Here is a 10,864-nt window from a genome sequence, read left to right on the forward strand (position 1 = left end):
GAACTATTATTTTTTCAGCACCCTTGTCAATTAAAGGCTTGGTGAACTCAGGCAAATTTTGGGGTAATAAATTACCGTTTCCACCTGCGTCCCTGATCTCTCCGACAATTTCGATTCCCAATTTGGAGAGGTACTTTTGAAACTTCTCCGACTCAACAATCTTTTTCTCAATCTTTCCTTCGCAAATAAACCCAATTTTTACCACGGTATTCCAGCACCTAGTGAGTTGGTTAGCAAAGCTTCGTCCGCCTTCAAGTCGTAAAATCCCCCTGGCTCAAACTGTTTTATCTTCGTCGCCCCATTCTCTTTATCCACCAATATCAACTCTTCCTCTTTGAGTGCTCTTATCAGCGTTTGAGAATGCGTGTTCAACCAAATGTAGTGTTCGTAATCCTCACACATTAATCGGCATAATTCGACAAATTCTTGAACCACATACGGATTCAAGCCGTTCTCAGGTTCTTCAATGCACAGAAATTGGGGTTCATCCGATTGGAAGACTGCCGTTAAGAGACAGAGAATATTGTAAGTACCATCGGAAATTAGGTCTTTGGTAAAGGGTTTATTTATTCCCTTTTCGTAAATCAACAAAGTATCCGTACCAGATAGGTTATTTGAATCAATCTCAATCTTTTCAAAACCCGGAATAAATAGTTCCAAATACTCTGTAACATCCTCTCGCTTGATTTTGTCTTCCAGAAGTCGCTTTAAAACTGTTTCTAGGTTAGAGCAATCAAGACTTAATTTTTCATCACTTATTTCTTTTATACGGACTAATTCTGAGTTCTTAACAAAAATTCGACTGAATGAGGAGAAAAACAAAAAGCTATATTGCCTAGAAAGCGATTCATTTATTTTGCTATAAGGCTTGACTACTATACCCTCCTGTACCAAAGTCTTGTGTATCGTGTCTTTTGGTATTAATTCTATGTTCCACCAGTCTTCACTCTCTTTGAAATTAATTGTGAAATTGTCTGTCAAGTAACCTATTTCAATATCTTGATCTTGTGAATATCTATTTAGATTACTTCTACTTTTGATGTTCTCCCTACCTCCGAATAACCTTAATGCACTTTTCCCATTCCATTCGTAGACAAGTTTAGCAAACTCCAACGCCTCAAAAATATTCGACTTCCCCGCCCCATTCGGCCCGGCGAAAACCGTAAAGGGATTCGGCTCGACGATTTCCAGATCGACGAGGGATTTGTAATTCTTGATATGGAGTTTTTGCAGCTTCATCTTTTGTCATCGCTCGGGCGACCCCGCCTGAGCGGAGCCGAAGGGAAACTAAATTAATAATCCCCCATAGTCTCTTCCAACTGATCCAGCGCAGCTTTCAATTGCTCGTCGTTCGGTGCTACGCCGTGCCATTTGTGGCTACCCATCATGAAGTCCACACCGTAGCCCATGCCAGTTTCTAAAAGTACCATGACGGGCTTGCCATGTCCGGCCTTACTTTTGGCTTCGGTCAGGCCCTTTACCACTTCGGCCATGTCGTTGCCTTGCGTGATGGTCATTACCTCCCAGCCAAAAGCCTCGTACTTCTTGCCCAGGTCGCGGTTGTTCATCACTTCCACGGTAGGGCCGTCGATTTGCTGGCCATTGAGGTCGATGAAGGCAATGAGGTGGTCTATGTGGTGGTGAGGCGCGAAACTGGCCGCTTCCCAAACCTGCCCTTCCTGCTGCTCACCGTCGCCCATCAGGACGTACACCAAGTGGTCGTCTTTGTCGAGTCGCTTAGCGAGGGCCGCGCCCATCGCCACCGAGTTGCCCTGTCCCAAAGAGCCGGAGGCGATGCGGATGCCAGGCAAACCTTCGTGGGTAGTTGGGTGGCCCTGCAAACGCGAATCGATTTCCCGGAAAGTGGCCAGTTCCTTTACGGGAAAGTACCCCTTGCGGGCCAGTACGCTGTACCAAACGGGTGAAATGTGACCGTTGGAAAGGAAGAACAGGTCTTCGCCCTTGCCGTCCATGTCGAAAACTACTTCGCCGTTCTTCTCTTTCAAATGCATTTGTTCAAAATACAGGGCGACGAATAATTCTGTGCAGCCCAACGAGCCACCGGGGTGGCCGGATTGGCAGGCGTGTACCATCCGCACGATGTCGCGGCGTACTTGGGAGGCGACTTTTTCTAGTTCTTTGATTTCCATGTTGTCAATTTTGAATGAGAGAATGAGTGAATGAGTGAATAACAAAACCTTTCCGGTCGGGCTCTCGCACTAGAATCGAAAACTATGCTGCTTTTCTATCATTCACTAATTCAAAATTTGCTCGGTATGTGCTTTGGTTTTGACTTTACTGATAATGTCTTCTACTTTACCCTCTCCATCAATCACAAAAGTGGTGCGGGCGGTACCCATGTATTTGCGGCCGTACATATTTTTTTCTACCCATACGCCGTAGGCATCTACCACGGCGTGGTCGGTGTCGGCAATGAGTGGAAAGGGTAGTTCGTATTTTTCGATGAACTTGCGGTGCGACTTTTCGTCGTCTACGCTTACGCCAACTGTGGCGTAGCCTTGAGAGAGCATTTGCTGGTAGTTGTCGCGCAGGTCGCAGGCCTGAGCAGTGCAACCGGGCGTGTCGTCTTTGGGATAAAAATAGAGAACGAGTTTCTTGCCTTTGAAATCGGACAAGGAAATGGCATTGCCATCATGGTCTTTGGCGTGGAAGTCGGGGGCGGGGTCACCTGGCTGGAGGGTCATCTTCGGCGGCGTTTTCGAGGGGCTGATTTAGGTTTCGGTTCTTCAATTTCGACCCGCAATATAGTACTATTTCCGGCCCTGTCCGTCACTTCCAGGGCCAATTCTCCCGCAAAGGGTTCGTCCTCGTTGAGTTTTTCTGACCACAGGTAACGGCTTTTGTACTCGTAATTCATCAAAACCCACTTCCCGTTTACCAGCGCCCGGAAGCTACTGATGCCCGAGCGATCATCACCGATATAGGCCCGGATACGGTCTTTGCTGTGTTCAACGATATTGACGCTGGGCGGAATAGTGTCGGCCATGACTACGAAAGTACCCAGTTCGCGGGTGCGAAAGGCAATGACATCGCCCAGCCAGTTGCCGCCCACGTAGCGGTAGCTGCCCTCATCGTAACGATAGACGCCCGTCCGTTCGCGCCGCGCCACTACACCTTCCGGTTTGTAGCGGACATCCATGTAGTGCCGCAAGGGGATCGTAGGCTCGTTGATCGTGAGCATATTGTAGCGTTGCCGCACCGCGAGGTGCAGTGTGTCGAAAAGCGTGGTGGAGTCGAAGCGGATCACGACGCCGTCGCGGGCATACTCCGAAATCTTACCGGGCGGAATGCTTCTTCGGTAGTTCAACGCCAGCGTTTTATCTCCCACCTGTACCGAATCGGGCATAAATTGGCGCAGGTCGGCCAGAAAAACAGCGTTCCTTCCCTGGTAGTAGGCCAGGTCTTTTTGGATACGCAGCCGTTCGGAGAAGAAGGTCGCAAAGGGCGATTCGCTTTGGTAGTTTGGAGCGACGACTTTCAGCACATTATCCTCTAGTTCGGCAGAAAGCATTCCGCTGGCAGATTCGTTTCCCCTATCTACCGGCTCGGGTGAATTGATTTCCCCCTGTATTTTAAAACTGAGCTGCGACGAGTTCTCAAACGAATCGAAAATCTTGACTGTCACCTCGTGTTCGAGCGTATCTTTTATGTAAAGCCTGCCCTGATAGGGACCCGTTTTGTATAAATCGAACACGTTGCCGTCGGGATTGTAGCAGCGGTAAAACCGCGCGCCAGATTCTTGGTCGGTGCGGTAGTCGATGAGGTTATTGTAGTCACGGAAAACGTCGCTGGGGAATTTTTCCATGTTGTAAGTGAAAATCTCCTTGCCATCCAGCCGGATTTCGATGCAGTGCAGGCCGTAGCGGAAGCCCGTCCCGGTCATGTAGTCGTAAGCTTGCAACTCGATGCCAACCTCACCCGTCGCCCGGATCGGCTGCGTGATGCGGTAAGCACCGTCTTTTTGCTTGACCGTCTTAAAAACCTGTCGCTCAAACTGCGCGTTGACCCGCGAGTCGATGGTGGCAGGCCGCAGGGCCACGTTCCAGAAAGCGGGCGGCGTATTATCCTTTATCTCGCTAAAATCGAAGTACAGAGGATTGAGGTGGTTGTCCTTAGAATCCCGGATTTCAAAGTGCAGGTGCGGACCGCCTGAGCCGCCCGTATTACCGGAAAGAGCCATAATCTGGCCTTTCTTGAACACGAATTGGTTGGGTTCAGGATAAAGATTTACGTAGAAATCCTCCTGCTTATACTGCTCGCTGCGTACGTAGTCAGCCAATCGTTCCGAGAATTTTTGCAAATGCCCATAGACGGTCGTCATGCCGTTGGGATGCCGCAAGTAAATCACGTTGCCGTAGCCGCCGCCCTGCACGGCTATCCGGTAGATGTAGCCCTCTGCCGCCGCGTACACCGCCAAGCCCTCACGTTGCTGCGTGCGAATGTCCAGTCCACCGTGGAAATGGTTTGTCCGCAAATCGCCCAGGACACCCGCCAGCGTATTGGGCTGACCGGGCGTAACGGGGAAGAGGAAATAATTTTTGGGATAAGATTCTTTCTGAGCGAAAGAGGAAAAAGAAATAAGGGCAAAAACTGCCAACCACACAAATCTATTCACTGAGTTCAATCTATCAATCAAATTTACTTAACGCTGAATGTCAGCATTTCTTTGCCTTCGATGGCAAGGGATAGCTTATCTCCGATCTTTACAGCAGCGACGCCCTTAGGCGTTCCGGTAAAGATGAGGTCGCCTTTTTTCAGGGTAAAATACTGAGAGACAAACGAAATGAGGTAGTCGATCTGATAAAGCATCAACGAAGTGTTTCCTTCCTGCCGCGTTTCGCCGTTGACTTCCAGGCTGAACGAGATGTTTTGCATATCGGCGAATTGGCTCTTGGGGACGAATTCCGACACCGGGGCTGAGCCGTTGAACGCTTTGGCCAATTCCCAGGGCAAGCCTTTGCTTTTCAGCTTCGATTGCAGATCACGGGCGGTGAAGTCAATGCCGACGCCGACTTCGTCGTAATATTTATGCGCAAATTCTTCCTCGATGTTTTTTCCCACCTTATTGATCTTCACCACAATCTCGACCTCGTGATGAATATCCTCCGAGAAATCGGGATGGTAAAAGTCTTCACCCCGGCGCGGCACGGCGGTTTCGGGCTTCATGAAAATGACAGGCGCGTCGGGGCGCTCATTATTAAGTTCTTCAATGTGGTCCACATAATTGCGACCTACGCAGATAACCTTCATTTTAGTTGAGACAGGGCCGCCTAAGCGGTGGAAAGTTGAGAGTTAAGTAATTCTATTCTAAGCAGGGCTTAGCCTTCGACTTTTGATATTTTTTCACAACGCTGATTTCGGGCAAAACTACTGACAATTCGTTTTTGTGGCATACTATTTATCAAATTTTCGTTCAGCGTCTGCGTTGAATGCAGACGAAATTTTGATAAAAACCAAATCAATCACCTGTTAGAAATGAAAAAACTTATTATCGCCGCCTTGGTGTCTTTCCTCTTTGTCGTGGCTTGTCAGAGGGTGCCATTTTCGGGTCGTAACCAGCTGATCCTGGTGAACAGCAAGGGGCCGACGACAGGAGAATTCGGGATTTGAAACAGCAAATGTCGAAAGCGGACAAGGTATATCAAGAATCAAAATGAAAAGAGCCCTTCGGCTACGCTCGTTATGCCACGACGAATAGTTTGATAAAAAAGGCTAATCCACCATGGATTGGCCTTTTTTATTGTTTACAAAGACTAGTTTTTCTAAACGAGTCGTTATTTTTGAAAAAAAACTACCACAGCCCCATGAAAAAATCCGTTCCTTTCCTGCTTTCCTCCTTCCTCCTTTCCTCCACACTCATTTCCTGCGCTGTTCTCAAAAGCTCTCCTTACGTTCCACCCAATCAACGCAGCAAAACGGTGAGCCGGGCCAGGACACCCGCCCGCCCGACCGTAAAAAATGGTGTTTCCAGCAAACCCGTCAGCCGCCCGACAGGGCCTTACGCTCAGCACGTGACCGAAGTCATTAAAGGCGCGCGGAACTATACCGGAACACCTTACCTGATGGGTGGAAACGACAATCTGGGCATCGACTGCTCAGGGTTGATTTGCACGGTTTATAACAATTTGGGCTTTAAAGTACCCCGTATTTCATGGCAACAGGCCGAGTTTGGCCGCAATGTCGATCGTGTAGAAGACATCAAACCCGGCGACTGGATTTTCTTCGTACCAGAATCCGGTGAGGAAGGCTACGTGTCGCACGCGGGCATCGTGACCGAGGTGCGGGGAAAAAGCGACATTCGGTTTATCCATGCCTCCTCGTCACGAGGCGTGATCGAAGACAACCTTTATTCCAAGTACTTTAAGAATCGATTTGTGAAGGCGTTGCGGCCATTTTGATCTGTCTTTTCCTTTCTCAACCGCAGTATTTTGGGAGAATACCCCCAACCGCCCTGAAATGTTGCAGGCATGAGTTGTAATTTTATAAAGAAAGCGGGGATTAGGAAGATAATTTTGCGACGTAACGTTTCAAACAAATTATTCACCCAAAAATCCAAATATCATGACAAAGCAACAAATGGAAGATTGCATCAAGGCCTGTCAGGAATGCGCCGTGGCCTGCGGCAACTGCATCGACGGCTGTCTTTCGGAAGACAATGTGAAGATGATGGCCCAGTGTATCCGCACCGACATCGACTGCATGAACATCTGCCACAGCACGGTGCAATTCATGTCGCTCGGTAGTCCATACGCCAAGCAAGCCTGCGAACTGTGCGCTACGATCTGCGAAGCCTGCGCCGAAGAATGCGAGAAGCACGCCGACATGCACGACCACTGCCGGAAGTGCGCCGAAGCCTGCCGCAAATGCGCTAAGGCATGCCGCGAAATGGCGGCAGCGTAGTCTCGCATACCGCAGCTTTGAGACGACATATCAAGAGCCGTAGCAAATTTGCTGCGGCTCTTGTTTTTGGGAGGAAAAATATACTTGTACTAAAAGACAACATCATCGCGCAGAATAGTAATGAAGCGAGTGGCAAGATATTTTATCTAACAAACCGAGCGGTAAGGCCCTGGTTTCACGAAAGCGTAACCATTCATTTTCTCATACAAAATTGACTTATGGAATTCAAAGGAAAAGTAGTAGTAGTTACCGGTGCCTCCGCCGGATTGGGCCGTGCCATTGTCCGAGAATTCGCCAGGCAGGGCGCTAACCTGGGCTTATTGGCCCGAGGAAAAGATGGGCTGGAGGGCGCAAAGAAAGAAGTGGAAGACTTCGGCGGCAAGGCGCTCGCCATCCCCACCGATGTATCGCAACCCGACCAGGTCGAAGCCGCTGCCGACCAAATCGAGCGCGAACTTGGACCCATCGACATTTGGGTCAACAACGCCATGATTAGCGTTTTCGGACCTTTCAAAAAACTGGAAATGAAAGATTTCAAGCAGGTGACGGAGGTCACTTACCTCGGGCAAGTGTACGGGACGCAGTCGGCACTGAAGCGGATGCTGCCACGCGACCGGGGCAATGTCATTCTGGTAGGTTCGGCGCTGGCGTACCGTGGCATCCCGTTGCAGTCCGCCTACTGCGGAGCCAAACACGGCATTCAGGGTTTCTTCGATTCGCTGAGGGCGGAGTTACTTCACGACAAAAGCAAGGTCAACCTCAGCATGGTACAACTACCCGCCATGAACACCACGCAGTTTGGTTTTGTAAAAAGCTACCTTCCCAACAAGCCACAACCAATGGGTACCATTTATCAACCCGAAGTAGCAGCACAAGCCATTGCCTACATTGCCAAAAATCCTCGCCGTGAAATGCGGGTAGGGTACCCGACGGTAGAGTCCATCATTGGAAACAAGATCGCTCCCGGCCTGCTGGATAAATTCTTGGGGTCCACAGGCTACGAAGGCCAGCAAACCGACGAACCGAAAGACCCCGATCGCAAGAACAACCTCTATGAACCGCTCCCCGGCGACCACGGGGCACACGGTACTTTCGACACCAATTCGTGGAGTTTTAGCCCCGAAACTTGGGCCACCACCCACAAACTGGCCACTTGGGGCACATTGATTTCGCTAGCGGCGGTAACTATTGGATTGATCGTCAGCCGTAAATAAACTTATTCCGAGCAGTAGCCCGCCTTCCGATTTTGGAGAAGTTGGATGGGCTTTATGAGATAAAGCACAAATTTCTTGGCTGTAAAATCGCAAAAAATGGGTGATCTAAGCTAGGTTTTCCAACAAGAAGCCCCGCCGTTGACAACGGCGGGGCTTCTTGTTGGAAAAGGGAAGGAGGATTACTTCTTACGTCCCTTCTTGCCTTTCATCTTGTCCATCATGCCCGAAGCGGCATCAGCCCCGGCGGGCAGCATGGCCTGCATTCCTTTGAGTCCGCTTTCGATCTGCGGTCCCATGAAGCTGAACGCGCTGTCGCCGGACGACTTGCCCATTGCGAGTGCCTTCTGCGCCAAGGGTACGGCTTCAGCAACTTTACCCATTTTAGCCAAAATCTGCGCCTTCAGCCAAACATTGCGGAAGGTTTCTTTCAAGCCAATGGCCTTATCAGCCATTGCAAGTGCCTGTGACAGATTCTTGCCTTTGGAGAGCATGTAACCCGCCGCGTTTTGCAGCGTGTTTGCATCTTCGGGCTTTTCCATCACAGCTTTGTTCATCGCGGCCATCGTGATGTCGGTCGTCATAACCTCAATGGGAACGGGTACGTTGACCGGGCCCCAACCGATGTTCATGTGGGCGGTGCTATCCGTTACGTCGGAGAAGCCAATGGTGAAAGATTCCATAAATTCGGGCGAAGAAGCGGGCATTGCCATCACGCGGATTGCGTCGCCGGACTCTTTGTAGCTGTTTTCGCTGGCTTTGGTGTCTTTGTTCAGAATCACCGTCCACTGACCACCCTGCGGAATGGAGAAGAGCGAGTACTTGCCCGCTGGTACTTTTTTGCCGCCAAACATAAAGTCGGTAGAAGCTTCCAGCGTAGTGGCGGCGTTGGCGCCCGTCCGCCAAGTACGTCCGTAGGAAACAACTGCGGTGCTATCGCCATAAATGGTGCGGCCCTTGGCTGACGGCCGGGAATAAGTTACAGTGAAGTCCGTCACGCCGACCGTTTGCATAATGCTGGCTGCGGGGCTAGGCTGCGGGGTGCGCTGCGCCAGTGCTGTTCCCATAATGGCTACGATCAGCGCAAATGACAAATAATACTTTTTCATAGAAATTGATTTTTGTGTATTGATGAACTGTTGAAATAAAGCGCAAAATTAGCCATTTATTGCTACAAACCCTACTTCCATGCCGCGCAAAGCCTTGCTCAAGATGTTGAATAACCACGTCCCCCGCGACGAAAACGAGTGGGCGATGTGGCTGCGTACCATTGAGTTTGTGGAAACCCATCCCGACTGCTTCGAGCGTACTTTAATGATTGGCCACATTACGGCTTCAGCTTGGGTAGTGTCACCCGATCGTTCGCGGGTACTGCTGATGCATCACCGCAAACTGAACCGCTGGTTTCAGCCGGGCGGCCACTGCGACGGCGACCCGGATGTTTTGCGCGTTGCGATGAGAGAAACCGAGGAGGAAACTGGCGTAAAGCCTCATCCCATAGAAAAAACAATTTTCGACATAGACGTGCATTCCATTCCTTCCCGCCCAAGTGAGCCCAGCCATTACCATTACGACATCCGTTTCTTGCTGGGAGCAAACCCAGAGGCAGAACCCGTCCGTAACGCCGAGTCAAAAGAGGTTCGCTGGGTTCCAATAGACGAGGTGGGATTGTACAATCCTTCCGAAAGTGTCCTGCGAATGCAGCGGAAGACGCTACCTAGTATTTGAGAAATTTCAACACCCGAACTCCCTGCGGCGTTGTGATCTTTACAAAATACAAACCCGACGCCAGCGTCGCGACTGGTAAGCGGAAATTGGCTTCGGTAACGGGCGTGGCAGAGGTTAAAACTACCCCCGCTGCGTTCAAAACTTGCGCTTCGGTGGCAGCAGGTACTTTGTTCTCACTAAAACGTAAGTACACTTCTTCTCGCGTAGGGTTGGGGTAAAGCGCTACACTAAGCAATGCACCGGGTTCCACGGCCAAAGGCGCGTACTCTCGGCGAACAATTTCCTCGGCCCGCTGGATGGTTGGGACGCCATAACCGAGTAAGACATCGGGATTGGCCGCCTGGTGTCCGGCTTGTTGAAGGACTTTTATCAACTGTTGAGCAGTCAGATACGGAAACTCTTGCCATAGTACCGCCGCCATACCCGCAACGAGCGGGGCAGAAAACGAAGTACCACTCCCGGAAGTAGCGAGCCCGGCAGAGTTACCAATAATAGTAGCGACTCCCTGCGCCGATACGTCGGGTTTGATCCGTCCGTCCGCCGTGGGACCGATTGAGCTGAAAGGGGCGTAGCTACGATTCGAGAAAGTAGCACCAATAGCCAGCACGGAATCTGCGTCGGCGGGTGGCGTGATGAACTTCCACGGGTCGTTGCCGGAGTTGCCCGCCGAACTGACGACCAAGATACCCTTGCGGGCGGCGTGGAGAGCGGCCTTAGTAATGAGGGCAGTCCGACCGTCCAGGTCGCTAATAGTGTAGTTGTACACCGGATTGTCAAACAGATTGTACCCCAGCGAACTGGAAATGATATCCACGCCCAGGCTATCGGCGCGTTCGGCAGCCAGTATCCAGGTAGCTTCTTCGTAGGGCGTCTCGCTGAAATCGTTTTCGGTGCGATAGAGCGCAAAACTTGCTTTGTAGGCCGCGCCCACCATCAGGCCCGGCTGCTCGGCTCCGATAATTGAGAGGCAGTTGAGTCCGTGCGGGTGATTGTCGTACACGCTG

The 10,864-nt window shown here is 50.6% G+C and carries 11 protein-coding genes and 1 pseudogene; 4 read left to right on the top strand and 8 right to left on the bottom strand.

The genetic code is table 11. The features are described 5' to 3' along the window. From ACEW8P_RS04450 to ACEW8P_RS04475, 6 genes and pseudogenes are all read right to left on the bottom strand, one after another. A pseudogene (locus ACEW8P_RS04450) lies at positions 1-205 on the bottom strand (hypothetical protein); the annotation flags it as partial. After that, entirely contained in the window at positions 199-1,239 is a 1,041-nt protein-coding gene (locus tag ACEW8P_RS04455) for an AAA family ATPase (RefSeq protein ID WP_373511904.1), read from the bottom strand. The gene ACEW8P_RS04455 and the pseudogene ACEW8P_RS04450, both read right to left, overlap by 7 nt. Positions 1,240-1,292: 53 nt before the next feature. Then, positions 1,293-2,150, bottom strand: a complete 858-nt coding sequence (locus ACEW8P_RS04460) for a transketolase (RefSeq protein ID WP_373511905.1) — start codon at positions 2,148-2,150, stop codon at positions 1,293-1,295. A gap of 105 nt (positions 2,151-2,255) precedes the next feature. Continuing rightward, entirely contained in the window at positions 2,256-2,705 is a 450-nt protein-coding gene (bcp, locus tag ACEW8P_RS04465; protein WP_373511906.1) for a thioredoxin-dependent thiol peroxidase, read from the bottom strand. After that, complete coding sequence (locus tag ACEW8P_RS04470) at positions 2,702-4,636, bottom strand: M23 family metallopeptidase (RefSeq protein ID WP_373511907.1); 1,935 nt, start codon at positions 4,634-4,636, stop codon at positions 2,702-2,704. The genes bcp and ACEW8P_RS04470 overlap by 4 nt, the downstream gene beginning before the upstream one ends. 23 nt (positions 4,637-4,659) lie before the next feature. Beyond that, on the bottom strand, positions 4,660-5,271 hold the full coding sequence (locus tag ACEW8P_RS04475; protein WP_373511908.1) for a fumarylacetoacetate hydrolase family protein: 612 nt from the start codon (positions 5,269-5,271) through the stop codon (positions 4,660-4,662). A 554-nt stretch (positions 5,272-5,825) separates the two neighbouring features. Between ACEW8P_RS04475 and ACEW8P_RS04480 the strand changes: the two genes are divergently transcribed. From ACEW8P_RS04480 to ACEW8P_RS04490, 3 genes are all read left to right on the top strand, one after another. Beyond that, complete coding sequence (locus tag ACEW8P_RS04480) at positions 5,826-6,419, top strand: C40 family peptidase (RefSeq protein WP_373511909.1); 594 nt, start codon at positions 5,826-5,828, stop codon at positions 6,417-6,419. A gap of 163 nt (positions 6,420-6,582) precedes the next feature. Further along, entirely contained in the window at positions 6,583-6,921 is a 339-nt protein-coding gene (locus ACEW8P_RS04485; protein WP_373511910.1) for a four-helix bundle copper-binding protein, read from the top strand. A gap of 218 nt (positions 6,922-7,139) precedes the next feature. Further along, entirely contained in the window at positions 7,140-8,135 is a 996-nt protein-coding gene (locus ACEW8P_RS04490; RefSeq protein ID WP_373511911.1) for an SDR family oxidoreductase, read from the top strand. 179 nt (positions 8,136-8,314) lie between these two features. Here ACEW8P_RS04490 and ACEW8P_RS04495 read toward each other — a convergent pair whose 3' ends face one another. Beyond that, complete coding sequence (locus tag ACEW8P_RS04495; RefSeq protein WP_373511912.1) at positions 8,315-9,241, bottom strand: DUF2911 domain-containing protein; 927 nt, start codon at positions 9,239-9,241, stop codon at positions 8,315-8,317. 79 nt (positions 9,242-9,320) lie between these two features. Here ACEW8P_RS04495 and ACEW8P_RS04500 point away from each other — a divergent pair, with 79 nt between their 5' ends. Next, positions 9,321-9,860, top strand: a complete 540-nt coding sequence (locus ACEW8P_RS04500; protein WP_373511913.1) for an NUDIX hydrolase — start codon at positions 9,321-9,323, stop codon at positions 9,858-9,860. On the opposite strand, the gene ACEW8P_RS04505 is transcribed toward ACEW8P_RS04500, so the two are convergent. Next, positions 9,850-10,864: S8 family peptidase (locus tag ACEW8P_RS04505; RefSeq protein ID WP_373511914.1), on the bottom strand; the 1,015-nt coding region annotated here is incomplete at its 5' end. The two genes, ACEW8P_RS04500 and ACEW8P_RS04505, sit on opposite strands and share 11 nt — an antisense overlap.

Source organism: Persicitalea sp. (assembly GCF_041751555.1).
Classification (GTDB): Bacteria; Bacteroidota; Bacteroidia; order Cytophagales; family Spirosomataceae; genus Persicitalea.

What these genes read in the sequence shown, in the direction of transcription:
- ACEW8P_RS04455 (WP_373511904.1), bottom strand. Translation starts at nt 1,239, where the DNA reads ATGAAGCTGCAAAAACTCCATATCAAGAATTACAAATCCCTCGTCGAT.
- ACEW8P_RS04460 (WP_373511905.1), bottom strand. Translation starts at nt 2,150, where the DNA reads ATGGAAATCAAAGAACTAGAAAAAGTCGCCTCCCAAGTACGCCGCGAC.
- bcp (WP_373511906.1), bottom strand. Translation starts at nt 2,705, where the DNA reads ATGACCCTCCAGCCAGGTGACCCCGCCCCCGACTTCCACGCCAAAGAC.
- ACEW8P_RS04475 (WP_373511908.1), bottom strand. Translation starts at nt 5,271, where the DNA reads ATGAAGGTTATCTGCGTAGGTCGCAATTATGTGGACCACATTGAAGAA.
- ACEW8P_RS04480 (WP_373511909.1), top strand. Translation starts at nt 5,826, where the DNA reads ATGAAAAAATCCGTTCCTTTCCTGCTTTCCTCCTTCCTCCTTTCCTCC.
- ACEW8P_RS04485 (WP_373511910.1), top strand. Translation starts at nt 6,583, where the DNA reads ATGACAAAGCAACAAATGGAAGATTGCATCAAGGCCTGTCAGGAATGC.
- ACEW8P_RS04490 (WP_373511911.1), top strand. Translation starts at nt 7,140, where the DNA reads ATGGAATTCAAAGGAAAAGTAGTAGTAGTTACCGGTGCCTCCGCCGGA.
- ACEW8P_RS04495 (WP_373511912.1), bottom strand. Translation starts at nt 9,241, where the DNA reads ATGAAAAAGTATTATTTGTCATTTGCGCTGATCGTAGCCATTATGGGA.
- ACEW8P_RS04500 (WP_373511913.1), top strand. Translation starts at nt 9,321, where the DNA reads ATGCCGCGCAAAGCCTTGCTCAAGATGTTGAATAACCACGTCCCCCGC.